At 45.0% G+C, this 20770-nt stretch carries 19 protein-coding genes and 1 other RNA gene; 18 read left to right on the top strand and 2 right to left on the bottom strand.

The genetic code is table 11. The features are described 5' to 3' along the window. Positions 1–140: 140 nt before the first annotated feature. From DWX61_RS14285 to DWX61_RS14255, 7 genes are all read left to right on the top strand, one after another. Complete coding sequence (locus DWX61_RS14285; protein ID WP_118625985.1) at positions 141–1337, top strand: helix-turn-helix transcriptional regulator; 1197 nt, start codon at positions 141–143, stop codon at positions 1335–1337. A gap of 203 nt (positions 1338–1540) precedes the next feature. Then, the gene (locus DWX61_RS14280) at positions 1541–2974 is read left to right on the top strand and encodes an MFS transporter (protein ID WP_118625983.1); all 1434 of its coding nucleotides are present in this window, start codon (positions 1541–1543) and stop codon (positions 2972–2974) included. Positions 2975–3067: 93 nt separating this feature from the next. Beyond that, positions 3068–3994, top strand: coding sequence for a nucleoside hydrolase (locus tag DWX61_RS14275; protein WP_118625981.1), 927 nt, complete (start codon positions 3068–3070; stop codon positions 3992–3994). 19 nt (positions 3995–4013) lie between these two features. Then, positions 4014–4928 carry an ROK family protein gene (locus tag DWX61_RS14270; RefSeq protein WP_118626084.1) on the top strand — a complete coding sequence of 305 codons (915 nt, stop codon included), beginning with the start codon at positions 4014–4016 and terminating at the stop codon, positions 4926–4928. 193 nt (positions 4929–5121) lie between these two features. After that, the gene (locus tag DWX61_RS14265; protein WP_118625979.1) at positions 5122–6525 is read left to right on the top strand and encodes a glycoside hydrolase family 1 protein; all 1404 of its coding nucleotides are present in this window, start codon (positions 5122–5124) and stop codon (positions 6523–6525) included. 278 nt (positions 6526–6803) lie between these two features. Further along, positions 6804–7328 carry a tRNA adenosine(34) deaminase TadA gene (tadA, locus tag DWX61_RS14260; RefSeq protein WP_118516039.1) on the top strand — a complete coding sequence of 175 codons (525 nt, stop codon included), beginning with the start codon at positions 6804–6806 and terminating at the stop codon, positions 7326–7328. Positions 7329–7415: 87 nt separating this feature from the next. Beyond that, positions 7416–7853, top strand: coding sequence for a GatB/YqeY domain-containing protein (locus tag DWX61_RS14255; protein ID WP_118516040.1), 438 nt, complete (start codon positions 7416–7418; stop codon positions 7851–7853). Positions 7854–8026: 173 nt separating this feature from the next. Here the strand turns inward: DWX61_RS14255 and ffs are convergent. Beyond that, an RNA gene (gene ffs / locus DWX61_RS14250) (signal recognition particle sRNA large type) lies at positions 8027–8288 on the bottom strand. A 481-nt stretch (positions 8289–8769) separates the two neighbouring features. Here ffs and DWX61_RS14245 point away from each other — a divergent pair. The 8 genes from DWX61_RS14245 to DWX61_RS14210 all read left to right on the top strand — a co-directional run bounded on the left by DWX61_RS14245 (position 8770) and on the right by DWX61_RS14210 (position 16492). Next, the gene (locus tag DWX61_RS14245) at positions 8770–9849 is read left to right on the top strand and encodes a 6-phosphofructokinase (protein WP_353652879.1); all 1080 of its coding nucleotides are present in this window, start codon (positions 8770–8772) and stop codon (positions 9847–9849) included. A gap of 70 nt (positions 9850–9919) precedes the next feature. After that, positions 9920–11542, top strand: coding sequence for a DNA polymerase III subunit gamma/tau (gene dnaX, locus DWX61_RS14240; protein ID WP_118625977.1), 1623 nt, complete (start codon positions 9920–9922; stop codon positions 11540–11542). Positions 11543–11573: 31 nt separating this feature from the next. Further along, positions 11574–11930, top strand: coding sequence for a YbaB/EbfC family nucleoid-associated protein (locus DWX61_RS14235; protein ID WP_015525666.1), 357 nt, complete (start codon positions 11574–11576; stop codon positions 11928–11930). Continuing rightward, on the top strand, positions 11930–12526 hold the full coding sequence (recR, locus tag DWX61_RS14230) for a recombination mediator RecR (RefSeq protein ID WP_015525667.1): 597 nt from the start codon (positions 11930–11932) through the stop codon (positions 12524–12526). The genes DWX61_RS14235 and recR overlap by 1 nt, the downstream gene beginning before the upstream one ends. 87 nt (positions 12527–12613) lie before the next feature. Continuing rightward, positions 12614–13732 carry a LacI family DNA-binding transcriptional regulator gene (locus DWX61_RS14225; protein WP_059086187.1) on the top strand — a complete coding sequence of 373 codons (1119 nt, stop codon included), beginning with the start codon at positions 12614–12616 and terminating at the stop codon, positions 13730–13732. A 274-nt stretch (positions 13733–14006) separates the two neighbouring features. Continuing rightward, positions 14007–14660, top strand: a complete 654-nt coding sequence (gene fsa, locus DWX61_RS14220) for a fructose-6-phosphate aldolase (protein WP_015525668.1) — start codon at positions 14007–14009, stop codon at positions 14658–14660. Positions 14661–14726: 66 nt separating this feature from the next. After that, on the top strand, positions 14727–15566 hold the full coding sequence (locus DWX61_RS14215; protein WP_015525669.1) for a transketolase: 840 nt from the start codon (positions 14727–14729) through the stop codon (positions 15564–15566). After that, positions 15554–16492: a transketolase family protein gene (locus DWX61_RS14210; RefSeq protein ID WP_118625975.1), complete on the top strand. Its 939-nt coding sequence runs from the start codon at positions 15554–15556 to the stop codon at positions 16490–16492. The genes DWX61_RS14215 and DWX61_RS14210 overlap by 13 nt, the downstream gene beginning before the upstream one ends. On the opposite strand, the gene yyaC is transcribed toward DWX61_RS14210, so the two are convergent. Then, entirely contained in the window at positions 16465–17052 is a 588-nt protein-coding gene (gene yyaC, locus DWX61_RS14205; protein ID WP_118625973.1) for a spore protease YyaC, read from the bottom strand. The two genes, DWX61_RS14210 and yyaC, sit on opposite strands and share 28 nt — an antisense overlap. A 157-nt stretch (positions 17053–17209) precedes the next feature. On the opposite strand from yyaC, the gene DWX61_RS14200 reads away from it, so the two are divergent. The 3 genes from DWX61_RS14200 (at position 17210) to DWX61_RS14190 (ending at position 20486) form a co-directional block, all read left to right on the top strand. Continuing rightward, complete coding sequence (locus tag DWX61_RS14200; protein WP_118625971.1) at positions 17210–18469, top strand: LysM peptidoglycan-binding domain-containing protein; 1260 nt, start codon at positions 17210–17212, stop codon at positions 18467–18469. A gap of 66 nt (positions 18470–18535) precedes the next feature. Beyond that, entirely contained in the window at positions 18536–19768 is a 1233-nt protein-coding gene (locus DWX61_RS14195) for a DUF5711 family protein (RefSeq protein WP_270486084.1), read from the top strand. A 10-nt stretch (positions 19769–19778) separates the two neighbouring features. Beyond that, the gene (locus tag DWX61_RS14190; protein WP_021650939.1) at positions 19779–20486 is read left to right on the top strand and encodes a CvpA family protein; all 708 of its coding nucleotides are present in this window, start codon (positions 19779–19781) and stop codon (positions 20484–20486) included. Positions 20487–20770 lie beyond the last annotated feature (284 nt).

The following is a 20770-nucleotide window of genomic DNA, read 5'->3' as shown; positions in this document are numbered from 1 at the left end:
AGCCTTTTTAATCGAATCAAGTAAGTTTCCTGCGAAGTTGCGAAAAGCAATAAGCAGGGTTGGGGACTTGCTCATGGAAGAAAAAAAACATATAATTTATTCCAATAACAGCCCGATATTACAGATGAAAGGATGTTGACATGGTAGAACATACATTGTTGAGAAAACTGGAAAGCCTGTGGGGAATTCCCATTTTTTATGCAGATGAAGCAGGAGAAAATATCCGGAGTCTTGGGGTTTTTTCCGAAAAACAGAATCCGCTGACTGTATCAGAGGAATTGCGCTGGTCCCTGATCTGCCAGACAAAAGAACAAAATGCACCGACTATTTATAAGGTTTTTGATAAAATTTATTTCTTCTGTGTTCAGAGCGGTCAGGATTTCTATCTGTCAGGTCCGGTATGTGCAGAAGAGCTCAGCTATGTGGAAATACATCAGTTTTATAAGAAATATCACATGTCAATGAAGGAAGAACGCCATCCGGACAAAATGACACTGAACCGGATGTTGAATTTCGTAAGTTTTTTGTATGAGCTTTTGGAGGGAAAGGATATTCAGCCGGACGACCTTATGGAAAAAAATAATCTCATCGAGGAAAAAGAAGTTTGGGAGGAGGGTGAAATAGTTCGCATTGAACTGGACAAATTGGATGCGGCAGCCTACCATCATACATATATGGAAGAACGATATGTACTGGATAGTATACGTGAAGGAAATGTGGAAGAGGTTAATGAACGAGCCACAGCACTTTTGGAAAAGAGTGGGATCCTTTCCAGAAAACATTTTAATCATCAGAGGAATCAGGCTATTGTGACAACTACACTGGCAACAAGAGAAGCTATAGCAGGAGGAGTTTCGCCGGCAGATGCATATCGTCTCAGTGATCATTTCATTAATCAGATCGATCAATGCCGGACTATGGAAGAAATGATCGAACTGAACCAAAGATGCTTTTATAAATTTACAGAGCTGGTAGCTGATACAAAAAAAACAAGAAGTTTTTCCAGCTATACAGAGCAGTGCAAGGATTATATTTCCCGGAATTATCATCATAAGATATATCTTGAGGATATCGCAGAGGCTATCGGGATCAGCCCGGGTCATCTTTCCAGAAGCTTCCGGCAGGATACGGGAGAGAAGATCGTGGATTATATCCGGAAATTCCGTGTAGAAAGAGCTGCCAATCTCCTGAAATATTCCGATGCGACCCTGTCAGAGATCAGTGATTATGTATGCTTCAATTCCCAGAGCCATTTTGGCAGTGTATTTAAAGAATATATGAAGATGACTCCCAGGCAGTACCGGGAAAAATATAAGCGTAAGGAATTTTATTCTTGAATGAGTTTATAAAAATATTAGAAATATGTTGGAAGAATGATAAAAATATCAAAAGAATGATAACGAAAATCAAATATCTTTGATTATAATATGCTTGTCGTTGAGACATACCTGATCGATCCGCCAGAAACAGGGCGCGCAGAAAAAATTTACATGTTCCTGAGTGGGTCGTTAAATCAACATAAAAAAGGTGGAGGAAAGAAATGCAAAAGTTAAAACACGAACCGGCATATTATGAAACAACAAAGTTCAAATGGAGACAGCGTATCGGTTTTGGTATCAGTGATTATGCTTGTAATCTTGCGTACCTTCTTGCCAATACATATCTTCTCTTTTATTACACAAACTGCGCGGGACTTGCAGCCGGCGCTGTTGGATTTATGTTCGTTGTAACAAAATTCATCGATGCATTCACAGACTATATGGTAGGTGCAATGATCGACCGTACCGATACAAAAATGGGACGTTACCGTCCATGGATGCTTTACGGTGCACCGGTCCTTGCAGTTGGTATGGTTCTTCTGTTTTCCGTTCCGACAGGATGGAGCGCAGGTGCAAAGCTTGCATGGGCATACGTAACTTACGTTATCTTCTCATTTGGCTACACTCTGGTAAATATTCCGATGGCACCGATCGTATCTTCTCTGTCAGCATCCGCAACAGAGCGTACCAAGATTTCTACAACACGTACTGTATTTTCAAACCTTGGATCACTGACATCTTCCCTGTTCGTGCTTCCGATGGTATACTTCTTCTCCGGCTCCAAGGATGCAACTGGTGCAGCGCTGGCTACCGGATACCGTAACACAAACATTGTACTTGGAATCATCGTTATCATCATCATGGCAATCTGTGTATTCTCCATCGTGGAGATCAATCCTCCGACAAAGTCAGCAGGAAAGAGCTCTCTGATCAAGGATATCGGAAGTCTTGTAAAAAATAAATATTACATCATGTTCCTTGGCGAGGTATTTTTCCTCTTCCTTGGATATCTTTCCATGTATGGTGCAATGCAGTACTATTATACTTACATTGTTGGTGATGTAAGCGGAATGTCACTGGCACTTACTTTACTTACCTTGCTTGCAATCCCGACTATGATCCTTGCAGCTTATCTCAATGGTAAGGGAATTGCCAAGATCAAGCTGATCCAGTTTGGAGCGATCGTAGATATCGTTGGATATGCGATCCTGTTCTTCACATCTGACGGAACAATCGCAACAGCAGCACTTGGACTGATCGGACTTGGATTCGGTTTTCGTTCCAGTATGTTCTTCTCCATGATGCCTGATATCTTTGACTATACAGAGTGGCAGGTAGGAAGAAACCTTGGTGGAACACAGAATGCGATCCAGGGATTTGTAAACAAGGTTTCCTCAGCAGCAGCATCTGCTATCGTATCTGCTCTTCTTGTATGGGGTAACTACGATGCAGCAAAACTTGACAAGGCAATGGCAGATGGTATCAGCATTGCAAAGGAGTTCCCGCAGACACATACAGCGATCAATTTTGCATTCGGTGGTCTTGCACTGGTAGCTACAATACTTTCTATCGTTGTGCTGATCCCATATGATCTGGATAAAAAATATCCGCAGATCCGTGCAGAACTGAACCAGCGGAATAAAGAAAACGCATAAATTTAAATCGAACAAAAAAGAAAAAATAAGGAGCATCGAAAGGTGCTCCTTTCGATTATCAGAACATCTGTTTTATATAAGGAGGAAAATATTATGTGGAATTATGCCTATACAGTACCGGAAAACAAAAAAGTAAGGGTGATCGTACATACAGATTGCAAAAACGAGGCAGATGACCAGTATGCAGTAGCGCATCATCTCATGACACCAAGATTCGACGTAAAAGGCCTTGTTGCGGGTCATTTCTGGAAAAACCCGCAGCAGTACGGCGAGCTTGGTACTGCGCAGGCAAGCTACGATGAGATCATCAAAGTCATGGAGCTTATGGGGCTTAAGAATCAGTATCCGGTAAAACTGGGTGCACCACGCGCCCTTGAAGATGAGAATACACCTATCGATTCCGAGGGTGCAAGATTCATCATCGAGGAAGCGATGAAGGAGGATAAAAGACCGTTGTACATTGCGTGCCAGGGTGCCATTACAGATGTTGCCTCCGCACTTCTGATGAAACCGGAGATCGCAGAGCGCATGACAGTGATCTGGATCGGTGGAGCAGATTATCCAAAGGGCGGATTTGAGTTCAACCTGATGATGGATATCAACGCTGCAAACGTAGTATTTTCCTCCAAAGTGCCGGTATGGCAGGTGCCGATGAGTCTTTATAAAGTGATGGCTGTTTCTCTTGCAGAGCTTCAGCTGAAGGTACGCCCATGTGGAAAGATCGGAAAATATCTTTTTGAGCAGCTGGTGGATTTCAACCATGTAGCAGCCAAGTACGAAATGGACTGGCCACAGGGCGAGATCTGGGGACTTGGTGATCAGGGAACCATCGCCGTTCTGATGGAAGAACTGGAAAAGGTAAGCTACGATATGGTATCTGCACCGAGAATCGCAGAGGATATGACATACATCCATGGACAGGACAACCGTGAGATCCGTGTTTACAAATATCTGGATGCAAGACTGACACTGGAAGATTTCTTTGCAAAGCTTGCTCTGAATTTTGGTGACGAGAAATAAAGCTTGAGGTAAAATGAAAATGAAAAATTATCTGGTTTTTGATGCAGGCGGAACATTTACGAAATATGCATTAATGAACGAAAATGCAGAAATTCTTGAAAAAGATAAGGTTCCCACACCAGACTATCATACAAAGACAAAAGAGGACTATTATGCAGTTCTGGACAGTGTTGTGGAGAAATACAAAAACCGCATTGAAGGTATTGCCATCAGCATGCCTGGTATGCTGGACAACAGGAATGGATATTGTGTAACAGCAGGATATCTTGCATATCTTGCAGGAAGTACTGTTGGCACAGAACTTTCCCAGCGTTACGGAATTCCGGTTTCTGTGGAAAATGATGGAAAATGTGCGGCACTTGCCGAGTTCTGGAGAGGAAGTCTTAAGGGCTGTACAAATGGGGCTGTTGTTGTTATCGGAACCGGTGTTGCAGGCGGGATCATCCTCGACGGAAAGCTTTTCCGCGGAAATCATTTTACCGCAGGCGAATACAGCTATATATGCACAGAGGCGAAGGATCCGGCAGAGCTGGACAACTACTGGGGAATGATCAGTGGTGCGGAAGGACTTGCAAAGACTGTTGCAAAGCATACAGGAGAGGACTGGCAGATTTACGATGGATTGAAGATATTCGGTCTGGCAAATGAAGGTGATGAGAAAGTTCTGGCAGGTCTGAGGGAGTTTACAGATCGTCTTGCAGTACAGATCTATAACCTGAATATCTATCTGGATCTGGACATCATTGCTATCGGCGGAGGCATCAGCCAGCAGCCGCTTCTGCATGAATATCTTCAGAAGAGCCTGGATGAAGTAATGAAGAATATTCCATTGCGAAAGATAACACCATATGTTCCGGAGCCGAAGATCACAAACTGTCAATTCTACAATGACGCAAATTTAATCGGTGCTTTATATCACTTCATGAACAAATAAGCGGTTATTCCGCTTATTTGTTCATGAGGAAGTAGCGAAGCGGATTCCGAATGTCCACTTACAGATAATAAGCGGTTATTCCGCTTATTTGTTCATGAGGAAGTAGCGAAGCGGATTCCGAATGTCCGCTTACAGATAATAAGCGGTTATTCCGAATGTCCGCTTGAGTATATTACATAAGGAGGATTCCAGAATGTCATTTCCAAAGAATTTTTTATGGGGCGGTGCAGTTGCTGCCAATCAGTGCGAGGGTGCATACAACGAAGATGGAAAGGGTTTATGCACACAGGATGTAACACCACACGGAATCGTAGGCCCCAGAACGGAAGAGCCTACACCGGATAACATGAAACTTATCGGAATCGATTTTTATCATCGTTATAAAGAAGATGTGAAATTATTTGCGGAGATGGGCTTCAAAGTATTCCGTACATCCATTGCATGGAGTCGTATTTTCCCTAACGGAGATGAGGAGACACCAAACGAAAAAGGTCTTCAGTTTTATGATGATCTTTTTGACGAATGCCATAAATATGGGATCGAGCCACTGGTAACGATCTCCCACTACGAAACACCGCTTCATCTTGCAAAAACCTACGATGGCTGGGTGAACAGAAAGATGATCGGTTTTTATGAGAGATATGTGAGAACTATTTTTGCAAGATACGGCAAGAAGGTTAAATACTGGCTGACATTTAATGAGATAAACTCTGTTCTCCATGAACCATTCTTAAGCGGTGGTATTTACACAGAAAAGGATAAGCTTTCCAAGCAGGATCTGTATCAGGCTGTTCATCATGAACTGGTCGCAAGTGCACTTGCAACAAAGATCGGACATGAGATGATGCCGGATGCAAAGATCGGCTGCATGATCTTAAGCATGCCGACTTATCCGCTGACCCCATGCCCGGACGATGTGATCAAGACTATGGAGAGTGTTCACAAGAACGATTTCTTCGGTGATGTACATGTCCGCGGATATTATCCGGGATATATGAAACGTTATTTCCGTGAAAATAACATTGAGATCAAATTTGAACCAGGCGATGCGGAAATCCTTAAGAATACAGTAGATTTCGTTTCCTTCAGCTATTACATGAGTATCTGCGAGACAGCAGACCCAGCTCATGTAAAAGGAAAGGGTAATCTTATGGGCGGTGTTCCGAACCCATATCTGGAAGCATCTGACTGGGGATGGCAGATCGATCCGCAGGGTCTTCGCTATGTGCTGAATTACTACTGGGATCGTTATCAGAAACCGTTATTCATCGTTGAGAACGGACTGGGCGCAGTAGACAAGCTGGTGGAGAAGGATGGCGTTATGACCGTTGAGGATGATTACCGTATTGATTACCTGCAGAAACATCTCCTTCAGGTCGAAGAGGCTGTTGAGGACGGTGTAGATGTTATGGGCTACACCTCCTGGGGCTGCATTGACCTTGTCAGTGCATCTACAGCAGAACTGAAAAAACGCTACGGCTACATCTACGTGGACCGCAACGACGATGGAACAGGTACACTGAATCGGTATAAGAAGAAATCCTTCTACTGGTATAAAGATGTGATCGCTACCAATGGTGAGTCACTTCACAAATAATATGGCTGCTTGACTTTCTGGAAAAAAAGCAGATATAATGCATTCATTGACGCAGGCAACGGAGTTCGCGAGAGCTTCCTTTGTCTGCGTTTTTTTATGTTATAGAAAATTACTCCGTAATGTTCCTACTGTGTGCAAATATCTGTTTTACAGCAGATTGACATGGAATATCTGAAAAGTTATAATCGAACGTACAGAAGGCTGGGAGCAGTCTTGGTATGAACAGATAGAATCCCGGAGCTTTTTCCGGAATGTGAAGTTACAGGAGGAGTAAAAACGTGACAGATCAGGAACGTTTTATGAAAGAGGCGATCCGCCAGGCAAAAAAGGCCCGTGCATTGGAGGAAGTGCCAATCGGCTGTGTGATCGTGCATGAGGGAAAGATCATAGCCAGAGGCTACAATCGCCGCAATACAGACAAAAATACCTTATCTCATGCAGAGCTTAATGCTATCCGAAAGGCCAGTAAAAAGCTGGGAGACTGGCGTCTGGAGGGATGCACCATGTATGTAACGCTGGAGCCTTGTCAGATGTGTTCCGGTGCATTGGTACAGTCCAGGATCGATGAGGTGGTGATCGGCTGTATGAACCCGAAAGCAGGCTGTGCCGGATCTGTGATGAATCTTCTTCAGATCGAAGGCTTTAATCATCAGGTAAAGATCACAGAAGGGGTATTGGAAGAGGAATGCTCCGAAATGCTTTCCGCATTTTTCAGGGAACTGCGGGAGAAAAAGAAGCAGGCAAAAATCATGAGAGATTTACTCTTGACAGAATCCTGTGAAAATATCAAAATAAAATCATAAATGGATTTCACTATTACAGACAGAAAATCCATTCAGGCCAAACGAAAGTCGTTGACACAGGAACGACAGAAAATGGAGGAACAAAAAATGGAACTTGAAGCTTTAAGAAAAGACATGATAGCAGCAATGAAGGCCAAGGATAAGGTGACAAAGGAAGCAGTTTCTGCACTGATCGCAGCAGTAAAAAAAGCTGCCATTGATGAGGGATGCCGTGATGACATCAAAGGAGAGCTTGTAGACAAAGTTATCCTGAAAGAGCTGAAAACAGCAAAAGAGCAGATCGATACCTGTCCTGCAGAACGTACAGATCTGAAAGAAGAGTATCAGGCAAGATATGACATCATTGCGAAATATGCTCCGAAGCAGATGGATGAAGCAGAGATCAAGGCTTATATCGAGGAAAAATTTGCAGATGTTCTGGCAACAGGAAATAAAGGCCAGATCATGAAGGCAGTTATGGGAGATCTGAAGGGAAAGGCAGACGGCAAGCTGATCAATCAGGTAGTTGCCGGATATTGTAAATAACGCAATATATGTACACAGGAAAACGTCGGGAGCATTCGGAACAGCTTCCCGGCGTTTTTTTTGCCGGGGCAGGTAAGGAGTAAATGCATAAAAAAATCCCGCCGGATCAGTCATAAATGACGAACCCGGCGGGAATGCTGTTTATATAGAGATCATATATTATAACCTTTTTTACGCGCGCCGCACCTCGGAATGGTCTCACAGACGTTACCTTTACAGTTAACTCAGCCCAGGCACCCTCACGGCACACAAGAGCTTCTGCTTAGTGCTGCTGCATTCCTGCCCTGACACGGTTCACAGATTCCTGTTGCGTAAGACCCAGACGTCAACGCCACTTATAAAGGGCTGCTCTGCAAGATACAAGCCTCAGATTGGCATCACCCCTGCTGTAGCGGATTGCAGGTACAGGGCACCGCTATCTCCCCGGCTGCGCGGAATTTAATTATAGACTCTTATGAATGATTTGTCAAGATGCGCCAGATCTGTTTTTATAAAAAGGAGCCCCCGGATATTTCACGTATTCAGTTTTTGATTTCAGCATAAAGGCACAGGTTTTAAAACAGGGATATCAGCTGAGAAGACTGAGGTGGCAGTTCTGAATACCGCCGTTTTTGGTGTTGCGAAGAGTGAAACTGAATTGAAGCTGAGAATGCTCTGTTTAGCCGGAATATTGCTGATCGAGATTTCATCGTATCCCAGGTCCGATCCGGATGTGGGCATATAAATGATCCGGGTTTTTTTGGCTATTGTACACTGCCTGAAAATGCTTTATAATATTATACTGTGTAAAACTCTGTGAAAAGAGAGGATACAGTAGTTGTTCTGCAGAAATACGTCAGGTGGAATATCTGTCTTATATGCAGACAGCAACAAATAAAATGTGCACATAAGAGGGCACAGAATGGAGGACGCTATGATTAAAAGAATCGGTCTGCTTACAAGCGGTGGTGACTGCCAGGCGCTGAACGCAACTATGAGAGGCGTTGTGAAGGGCCTGAGCAACAGCGTTGAGAACCTTGAGGTTTATGGATTTGATGACGGATATAAGGGACTGATCTACGGGAAATACCGTATGCTTACAGCCAGGGACTTTTCCGGGATCCTGACTCAGGGCGGAACTATTCTCGGAACATCCAGACAGCCGTTTAAACTGATGCGGGTTCCGGATGAGAAGGGACTGGACAAGGTTGAGGCAATGAAACAGACTTACTATAAGCTCTGTCTGGACTGTCTTGTGATCCTCGGCGGAAATGGAACGCAGAAAACAGCCAATCTTCTCCGCGAGGAAGGCCTGAATATCATCCATCTTCCGAAGACCATTGATAATGATATCTGGGGTACAGATATGACATTTGGTTTCCAGAGTGCTCTGGAGATCGCAACTAATGCCATTGACTGCATCCATACAACAGCTGCATCCCATGGACGTGTATTTATTGTCGAGATCATGGGACATAAGGTCGGAAGCCTTACACTGAATGCCGGTGTTGCAGGCGGAGCAGATGTGATCCTGATTCCGGAGATCCCATACGATATCAATAAGGTTGCGGAAGCCATCCAGAAGCGTAACAAGGCCGGCAAGCGTTTTACCATTCTTGCAGTAGCTGAGGGAGCTATCTCAAAAGAAGATGCAGAGCTTCCAAAGAAAAAATACAAAGAAAAGCTTGCGGAAAGAGCAAAGAAATATCCGTCTGTATCCTATGAGATCGCAGACCAGATCCAGAAGGTGACCGGAAGTGAGGTACGTATCACAGTTCCGGGACATATGCAGCGAGGCGGAGAGCCATGTGCATATGACCGCGTTCTTTCCACAAGGATCGGTGCCGGTGCAGCGCAGGCGATCATGGATGAGGAATATGGTGTTATGATCGGCGTCATCAATGGCAAGATCAAACGGGTTCCTCTTGCTGAATGCGCAGGCAAGCTGAAGATGGTATCTCCAAAGGATCAGCTTGTAAAAGCAGCCAAACAGATCGGAATCAGTTTTGGCGATTAATGAATTATGAGTCATCTGGCCGCCGCGGGAGTCTTTCCGCGGCGACTGTGGCGAAGAGAAGGAGAGTTTTATGAGTTATACTGCTCTTTACCGTAAATTTCGTCCCGACAATTTTGACGATGTAAAAGGACAGGATCATATTGTGACAACACTGACCAACCAGATCAAGGCGAACCGTATCGGACACGCATACCTGTTCTGCGGAACGCGTGGTACCGGAAAAACTACGGTTGCAAAGATCCTGGCGAAGGCAGTAAACTGTGAACATCCTGTAAATGGCAGCCCCTGCAATGAATGTGCCATGTGCAAGGCCATTCAGGCGGGAACTGCCATGAATGTGATCGAAATCGATGCAGCCTCTAACAACGGTGTTGATAACATCCGTGAGATCCGTGAGGAAGTGGCTTATCGTCCAACAGAGGGCAAATACAAGGTTTATATCATCGATGAGGTGCATATGCTCTCAACAGGTGCATTTAATGCTCTTTTGAAAACATTGGAGGAGCCGCCTTCTTATGTTATCTTCATCCTGGCGACTACAGAGGCCCACAAGATACCGATCACAATACTGTCCAGATGTCAGCGCTATGACTTTCACCGGATATCCATTGATACCATTGCTGCCAGACTTTCCGAGCTTCTGACAGCAGAAGGGGTGGAAGCAGAGGAGAAGGCTGTACGCTATGTGGCAAAAAAAGGCGACGGGTCCATGCGAGATGCCCTGAGTCTTCTGGATCAGTGTATTTCCTTTTATCTGGGACAGGTGCTTACTTATGATAAAGTCCTGGATGTTCTGGGAGCCGTGGATACAGAGGTATTCAGCAGACTTCTCCGAAAGGTTCTTTCCGGTGATGTGACAGGTTCCATCCATGTGCTGGAGGACCTGATCACAGGCGGCCGTGAGCTGGGACAGTTTGTATCAGATTTTACCTGGTATATGCGAAATCTTCTGCTTGTGAAGACTTCCGAAAATCCTGAGGAAGCCATTGACGTTTCTTCTGAGAATCTGAAGCTTCTGAAGGAAGAGAGCGAGATGACAGATGTGGAGACGCTGATGCGTTACATTCGTATTTTTTCCGATCTGTCTAATCAGATCCGTTTTGCAAGCCAGAAGCGTGTATTGGTGGAAATCGCACTGATCAAGCTGTGCAGACCGGCCATGGAGACAAATCTGGACTCTGTTCTTGACAGGCTTCGTGTCCTGGAAAAGCAGATGGAGGAACGGCCTGTGCAGCAGGTGATCGTTCGGGAGAGCGAGGCCGGCGGAGCCGGGGAACCGGTGGCGGCAGTGACCGGTGCAGCAACGGCACAGCAGCAGAAACCACAGAAGGCAGCTCCTGAGGATCTTCAGAAGATCGTGGCAGGCTGGCGTGCCATCGTGGGTCAGACTACCGGACTTTTCAAGCAGTCCCTGCAGCGTGCAGTCCCAAAGTATAACGGAGAAACAGGAGATTCTATCCTTTATGTGGAATTCCAGGATTTTCTGGGGATGAATTATGTAGACAATCCGGAGGCGAAGAAAGAGCTTCAGGACATTATTGCTGCCCGGACAGGCAAAAGCGTGGAGATACATATGCTGGTAGCCAACAAACATCAGCACACCAATCTCGCGCAGATCACAGTAGACGATGCACTTCGGGAGAATATCCACATGGATATCGTAGTGGAAGAAGACCCGGATGAGGAGTCATAAATCCGTAAACAAAAAACAGGAGGAAAGTATTATGGCAAAAAGAGGTGGATTTCCTGGCATGGGTATGCCGGGAAACATGAACAATCTTATGAAACAGGCGCAGAAAATGCAGCGTCAGATGGAAGAAAACCAGAAAGCTCTTGAGGAAAAAGAGTTTACAGCAACAGTAGGCGGCGGAGCTGTTTCCGTTACAGTTTCCGGTAAACGTGAAATAACAAAGGTCACACTTTCCGAGGAAGCGGTAGATCCGGATGATATCGAGATGCTTGAGGACATGATCGCGGCAGCAACAAATGAGGCGCTCCGTCAGGTTGAGTCCGAGTCAGCAGCAGTGATGTCCAAACTCACAGGCGGCCTTGGTGGTCTTGGCGGAGGTCTTCCTTTCTGATGGAATATTACAGCAGCCATATCAATAAACTTATTGAGCAGCTTTCCCATCTTCCGGGAATCGGAGCCAAATCTGCCCAGCGTCTTGCATTTCATATCATGAATATGCCGAAGGACCAGGTAGAGCAGCTGACCGCCTCCATTACCGATGCAAGGCAGAATGTTCAGTACTGTAAGTGCTGTTACACGCTGACTGACCAGGAGCTTTGTCCGATCTGCGCCAATCCCAAAAGAGATCACAGCACTATCATGGTGGTTGAGAATACCAGGGATCTGGCAGCATATGAGAAAACAGGTAAATTTGACGGTGTATATCATGTACTTCATGGTGCAATCTCCCCGATGCTTGGGATCGGGCCGGATGATATCAAACTGAAGGAGCTGATGAAGCGCCTTCAGGGGGATGTAAAGGAAGTTATTGTGGCAACCAATTCCAGTCTTGAAGGCGAAACGACAGCTATGTACATCAGTAAGCTGATCAAACCGACCGGGATCAAAGTAAGCCGTATCGCCAGCGGAGTTCCGGTGGGCGGTGATCTGGAGTATATTGATGAGGTGACACTTCTCCGGGCACTGGAGGGAAGAGTGGAGCTTTAACCAGATCAGGTGAAAAATTTTCTGAGAGATTGCAAAAAGTGATAAGCAGCCAGGAAATTTCCCCGGGTTATAAAGGAGGTGAGACTGGTGGCAAAAAAGAAAGCAACCTCATCGGATGTGGCAGCACGAGCAGGCGTTTCCCAGGCAACTGTATCCATGGTGCTGAACCGGAAATATAATGTTTCTTTTTCGAGAGAAACTGTGGAGCGGGTGGAGCAGGCGGCCAGAGAGCTTGGCTATGAGCTTCCCGGACGTCGGAAACACAAAGCTGACAGAAAAGAAAAGCTGATCGTTGTTTTCTGCCCCACACTCACCAGCCCCTATTATGTACTGCTGCTTCAGGGAATCGAGGCTGTGGCCAATGAGCAGGGATATGGGGTATTTATCTGCAACACCCAGCGCGACGCGGGGCTGGAAGAAAAATATCTCCGTATGATGCAGACCATGCGGCCGGCAGGGATCATCTATACCTGCAATCCTCATCCGGATTTCCAGCATCAGGTAGAAAAGATCGCAAAAGAAACACCGCTGGTCATCATCAGCAACAAGGAAAAAACAACCACGGTAGATGCTATCAATCAGGACAACACAGTGGTAGGAAGGCTGATGGCCAGACATCTTCTTGATCTGGGGCACACGGATGTGGCATTTATCACGCCTCCTCTTACCAGACGGCAGTGGCAGCGCTCCAAGCGTGTGGAGGGCTTTGTCCGCGAGTTTGAAAAAGAGGGAAAAAAGGATCATGTGCTCATCAAGGCGGCAGATGAGTCCAATGACAGAAAGATCCCGCGGATGGATTCCGAGTATGCCATGGGCTACGAGCTGACCATGGAACTTCTCCAGGAAGGACAGAAATTTACGGCTATCGCAGGACAGAATGACATGATGGCCATAGGTGCCATTGATGCGCTGCACGAAATGAGGATACACGTTCCGAAGGATGTTTCTGTCATAGGGTGCGATAATATTTTTTATTCCGGCATCCGCAGGATCTCCCTGACAACCATTGATCATTTTGTTGCGCTGAAGGGAAGAGATGCCTGTGACATCATCATCCGTAAGATCGACATGAATGATAAATTTTACCTGGATGAAAGACCTGCCAGCCTGTATAATATCGAATATACCCCGAAGCTGATCACGCGCCGCACGACGGGGTATGCAAGACTGGACAGAAACCAGTCTGATGAACAGAAAAATAAATAATGGCGCAAAAATTATTAATAATAATATATATAGAGAGTTTCCATGACACATTTGAATAGAAACCTTGTTAGCTATGATAATTACGGCGATATTCGAATTGAGGAAAATGGAAAGAAGCTGTTTTGGGTGAAAAAATTGACAGGCACTATTAATAAAATGTTATTTTATTAATAAAATATTTATTAATAAAAAACAGGTGTCTTGACCCTCACAATGAGTTTGTTATAATGGAATCATCAAGAAAAAGAACGAACGTAAACAGGAGGAAAAAACAATGAAATTTTTTATCGACACAGCTAAAGTAGAGGATATCAGAGAAGCAAATGACATGGGAGTTATCTGTGGAGTTACAACAAACCCGTCTCTGATCGCCAAAGAAGGAAGAGACTTCAACGAGGTGATCAAAGAGATCACAACGATCGTTGACGGACCGATCAGCGGTGAGGTAAAAGCTACCACAACAGATGCTGAGGGAATGATCCGTGAGGGACGTGAGATTGCAGCTATCCATCCGAACATGGTTGTTAAGATTCCTATGACAACAGAGGGACTGAAGGCTGTTAAGGTTCTTTCCTCTGAGGGGATCAAGACAAACGTTACTCTGATCTTTTCTGCTAACCAGGCACTTCTTGCAGCAAGAGCAGGTGCTACATACGTATCTCCGTTCCTTGGAAGACTGGATGACATCTCCACAGATGGCGTTGAGCTGATCCAGCAGATCGCTGAGATGTTTGCAGTTGCAGATATCCCGACAGAGATCATCGCAGCAAGCGTTCGCCATCCAATGCATGTAACTGCATGTGCACTTGCAGGCGCAGATATCGCTACGGTACCGTTTAAGGTAATTGAGCAGATGACACATCATCCGCTGACAGATGCAGGTATCGCTAAATTCCAGGCTGATTACAAGGCAGTATTCGGTGAGTGATCGAAACCTCTTTTATATACAAATTCCCTGTGAACAGCAGGGCACTAAAAAGGAGACATTAATAACATGGATAAGTTAGAACTTCAGAAAGTTGCCAACGAAGTCCGCAAGGATATCGTAACAGCAGTCCATGCAGCAAAGGCCGGCCATCCGGGCGGATCCCTTTCTGCAGCAGACGTGTTCACCTATTTATATTTTGAAGAGATGAACATCGATCCGAAGGATCCTAAGAAGGCAGACCGTGACCGTTTTGTCCTTTCCAAAGGACATACAGCACCGGGACTCTATTCTGTACTTGCAGAGAGAGGATATTTTCCAAAAGAGGATCTGAAAACACTTCGTCATCTGGGCTCCTATCTTCAGGGACATCCGGATATGAAGCATATTCCGGGCGTTGATATGTCCAGTGGTTCTCTTGGTCAGGGAATCTCTGCAGCAGCAGGTATGGCTCTTTCTGCCAAACTCAGTAATGATGACTATCGAGTATATACATTGCTGGGTGATGGTGAGATCGAGGAAGGCCAGGTGTGGGAGGCAGCTATGTTCGCAGGCTTCCGTAAACTGGACAACCTGGTTGTGATCGTAGATAACAATGGACTTCAGATCGATGGTGACATTGCAGATGTATGCTCCCCATATCCGATCGACAAGAAATTTGAAGCTTTCAATTTCCATGTGATCAATGTTGCGGACGGCAACGATATGGATCAGCTGAAGGCTGCTTTTGATGAGGCAAGAGCTACAAAGGGTATGCCGACAGCTATCATCATGAAAACAGTAAAAGGTAAAGGCGTTTCCTACATGGAGAACGCAGTAGGCTGGCACGGAAAAGCTCCGAATGATGAGCAGTATGCACAGGCAATGGAAGATCTGGAGAAGGTAGGTGAAGCATTATGTCAGAAGTAAAGAAAATCGCAACGAGAGCAAGCTACGGCAGTGCCCTCATAGAATTAGGAAAAAAACACGAGGATCTTATCGTTCTTGACGCTGACCTTGCTGCAGCTACACAGACGGGTATGTTTAAAAAAGAATTCCCCGAGCGTCACATTGACTGTGGTATCGCAGAGTGCAACATGATGGGTATTGCAGCAGGAATCGCCTCCACAGGTAAGGTTCCCTTTGCAAGTACTTTTGCAATGTTTGCAGCAGGACGTGCTTATGAGCAGGTTCGTAACTCCATTGGATATCCGAAGCTGAATGTAAAGATCGGAGCAACTCACGGCGGTATTTCTGTAGGTGAAGACGGCGCCACACATCAGTGCCTGGAGGATTTTGCCCTGATGAGAGTGATTCCGGGGATGGTCGTTGCAAGTCCTTCTGATGATATCGAAGCAAAAGCTATGGTTGCTGCTGCTTACGAGCATCAGGGACCGGTATACATGAGATTCGGACGTCTTGCTGTTCCGGTTATCAATGACAGACCGGATTATAAATTTGAGCTTGGTAAGGGCATCGTTCTCCGCGAGGGAAAAGATCTTACCATCATCGCAAACGGACTTTGCGTTGCACCGGCTCTTGAAGCAGCTGAGAAGCTTGCAGCAGACGGAATCGATGCAAAAGTGATCAATATCCATACCATCAAGCCTCTGGATGAGGACCTTGTTGTTGCAGCTGCCAAAGAAACCGGCAAGGTTGTAACTGTTGAGGAGCATTCCATCATCGGCGGTCTTGGCGGAGCTGTATGCGAGTGCCTGGCTGAGAAGGCACCGGTACCGGTTAAACGTATCGGAATCCATGATGTATTCGGTGAGTCCGGTCCGGCATTAGAGCTTCTTCATAAATACGGTCTCGATGCAGAGGGTATCTATAAGCAGATCAAGGAGTTCGTATAATCAAGATCAACAGGGGATAAGTCTGTTTCTGCAGGAAGTATCTTAAGGATTCCGCAGGCAATCACATCTGCAAGTGCTACTACGGTGGAGAGCCGGGTAGTCTGCAGGGTAAGCTGCTCCATGATTCCGGCAGTATTTACAATGCCGGTGATATGGATGTCCCCTACAGGTGGAAGATCTTTCTGAACACCAGCACCTGGGTAAAGTGCACCATTTCCAATGGTCACATAGCCCAGGTGCTTTTTTTGTCCAAGAGAAGCGTCTATGGCGATTACAAGGGCGTGTGGATGAAGCTTTGTGATAAGCGATGAAGTTTTTTCAAGGTTCAGGGCATGGACCGGGCAGGAAAGCGTGCCGTAGACAAAAATATGTCCGGTTTCATGAGGATGAAGAAGGTGTCCGATATATGGGCCTAAACAATCTCCGGTAACACGATCACTGCCAATGCATAAAAACACGATCTCAGTCCATTTTTTGGGACAGTGAAGAATGCATTTTTTCAGAAGATAAGCAATCTCGCCGGATGAACCGTTTTTTCCGGCATCAATGTAAAAAGCCATGAGAAACCTCGATTCTTTTTTCACTCTATCATATCCTGAAAAAAGGGAAAATATGCATGGTGCGGAATCTGTCGCTAAATTCTGTGGACAGACTCTTACATTCTGCTAAAATCCGCATTTTTACTGTGCTATGCTTGGACAGAAGGGGTGATATGAGATGATAGAAGTCATTTATAAGGAGGACACAACAGAACAGGAAGCCGCACAGGAAGCATTTTCCATGCCGAGAAATGTAAGGCAGATCGGGCTGGCGAACGGAGATTACAGGATTTATATAGAAGATTATGTATACACATTTCTCTGCAGCCTGGCAGAAGATGAAAAGCCGGAAGGCCAGGGAAGTGTGGCAGTACTTACAGGTGAAATTCAATGGACTGCAGATATGACCTGTATTTTTATAAAAGGTGCCATTGCAGCAGACGGCATGGAGGCTGCAGCAGAACATATTGATTTTTCGGAAAAACTCTGGCAGAAACTGCAGGAGGATAAGGATCAGTATTTTCCGGAGCAGGAGATCGTGGGATGGTTTTTTGCACAGCCTCAGATAGCAATGGAGATCACGGAGCTTTTTGTGAAAGTACATCTCAGACATTTTGGAGGGGAAAAGATCCTGATGCTGATGGATCCTGGAGAACGGGAGGATGCCTTTTTCCGTTATGATGGCGGCATGATGGCAAAACTGAGCGGGTATTATATTTATTATGAGAAAAATTCTCAGATGCAGACGTATATGATCGAACGCAGCCAGAAAGAGGGCGGAGAAGCATCCGAGGAAGTGGAGGACAGGGCTGTCAGAAATTTCAGAAAGATCATAGATAGTAAAAATCCGGAGGAACGGGGAGAAGAGAAAACTTCCGTTTTTTCTTATGCGGCTACGGTGTGTCTGGCACTGGCAGTTCTTGTGGCTGGAGTGGGCTTTTATCGGAATCAGCAGAAAAAAACAGAGGTTCCGGAAGATTATCGCACCGCTTCTGCTTCGGTGGTGCAGATAACACCTGCAGTAACAGAACCGGTGCGGAGTGTATCGGTTTCGCCAAAGGCAGAGCAGACGCAGAAACCGGTGCAGACACAGGAAGCTGTGCGGGGAACTCCGGTTCCGACGGAAACCACACAGATAAGAGAAAAAATCTCAATAACACCGGAACCTCGGAGGTCAAAAAAACAGTCTGTTTCAGAAGCAACGCAAAAAAAAGATAATAAAACAGAAGAGAAAAAAACAGAAGAGAAAAAAACGGAAGAGACTTCAGTGGCAGCAGAAAATCCAGGGGAAACTTATGTGATCCGTCCGGGAGATACCTTGTATCAGATCAGTCTGAACCGCTATGGCACTGTAGATGCGATGGAACAGATCTGTGCATTAAACGGAATTTCTGCCAATGAGATCATTTATCCCGGGCAGGTAATTGTACTACCCTGATGGAGTGTGCTATAATAACTGGAAAACCAATTACAAAATAAAATACTTAAGGTAAGGGATACGGTTGTGAATATCATAAAAAAAATACAGAAAAAACAAAAGCGTAAAAAGCTGATGAGGCAAAAAGCCAGGCTTGCACAGGAACAGGCTGCGCAGGAAGGCTCTCACTACGGGAGAACTTCTCATCACCGAAGAATTTCAAGAAAGGGAAAAAAGGTGATCACAGCAGCAGTGATCGCTGCTGCAGTCTGCCTGGTTTTTCTCTATGCAGAAAAAAGAAGCTATCACAGCTATAAAGTATTAAATACAAGCGAACAGGAAGATGTTGTTTCCACACAGTATGTGGACATGGATGGAGATATCCTGAGATACAGTCCTGATGGAGTATCTGTTGTGGACAACAGCATGAATACCATCTGGAATGAAACCTATACAATGCAGAATCCTATTGCAGATGTGAATGGAAGCAGGGCGGTTGTTGCAGACAGCGAGGGAACATCGCTTTATATCTGCGACAAAAAAGGTGTGACCGGAACTGTAACAACGTCTTATTCTATTGTAAAAGTGCGGATCGCATCGAATGGAATGGTTGCAGTGATCCTGGACAATGATGATAATACCTGGATCAATTTTTATAATCCGGATGGCAGTCTGGTCGCGGAAAACCTGACTAAGATCGATGATCCGGGATATCCTATGGATGTAGCAGTGTCTGATAACGGAGTGATGATGGTAACATTCCAGTATGTTGATGGAAGCAAGACTACCAGCTATGTGGCATTTTATAATTATGGGGATGTAGGACAGAATGAGGATGATCGGATCGTAAGTGGTTATACCTATGAGAATGTAGTGATCCCGCAGGTGGAATGTATCAGTGACAGTAAGTATATTGCTTTGCGAGATGACGGATTTTCTACTTACCAGGGAAATCAGATCCCCAAAGAAAGCAAAACAGTCAATGTAAAACAGGAGATCGTAAGTACATTTTTCAGTGATGACAGGATTGGCCTGGTATTTAAAAATAATAATAAAGATGATCTGTATACAATGGAAGTCTATAATATGAGCGGACAGCTGAAATTCCGTAAAAATTTCAATATTCCATATACGACTATAAAAATGAGCGAAGATAATATCATTATGTATAACAGCTCGCAGATCTGCGTGATGAACAGCCGTGGTGTACAGAAATATGCCGGAAATGTAGATGGAACGATCCGGGATTTCTTTAAGATCGGATGGAATAAATATCTTATGGTACTGGATACAGGTGTCAGCACCATAAAATTCAGTTAAGGGGGCAGATATGAACTGGACATGGCTTGGACTGGCTGTGCTGGTCCTGCTTGCCTTTTCCATGGTGGATGGATACAGGCATGGCTTTGTGAAAGAAGTAGTATCTGCATTGCTGGTTCTGATCTCCGTTGCTTTGGTATGGTTGATCAATCCTTATGTGAATCAGTTCATACGTGAGAATACGTCTGTTTATGAAAAAATCCAGACTGCCAGCGGATCATTTGTGGATTCTCTGGCAGATGGGAAAGAAACCATGGATGAGGAGGAACAGAAGGCGTTGATCAGCAGCATGGATATTCCGGATCTCCTCCAGAAGGGAATAACAGAAAATAATACGGCATTGGTGTATCAATATTTGGCGGTTAATACATTTGCAGGGTATATTTCCGGATATCTGGCCAATGTAGCAGTGAACTGCCTTTCTTTTTTGGTATCATACATACTTTCCTCAATCCTGATCCATGTGCTGGCGTATGCCATGGATCTCCTGGCAAGACTGCCGGTCATCCGCGGGATCAACAAAATAGCCGGCGCCGTAGTAGGAGGCATGAAGTGTATTGTTTTTGTATGGGTCGGAATGCTGGTACTTACGATTTTATGCAACACGGAAATAGGGCAAAAAGGCCTGGGACTGATCCGGGGCGATACAGTACTGGATTTTCTTTATGATAAAAATATTTTTATCCGTATTTTTACAGGAATATTTTATGGTGGATAAAAGAAACCGCATTTTGCAGACGGAAAAGCACCAGGATACAGGTGGTGACATGTCTGTGAAATGCGGTTTTTGGCGCAAAAATACGTTTTTTAGAAAAAAATGAAATTTATGTAAAAAATATGTTGACAGGTAATGGAAAAAATGCTATTCTATCAGAGTTGTTGGGAACGAATTGTTTTTAAGAAACAGATAAATACATCTGCTTTCAGAAAAATAAAAAAGTAGTTGACAAAAGACAGAAGATATGATAAAGTATCCAAGTCGTCAACGAAGCGACAACAAAA

Source organism: Ruminococcus sp. AF20-12LB, from assembly GCF_003478985.1.
Classification (GTDB): domain Bacteria; phylum Bacillota; class Clostridia; order Lachnospirales; family Lachnospiraceae; genus Blautia_A.
This window is presented reverse-complemented; position numbering and strand designations above follow the sequence as displayed.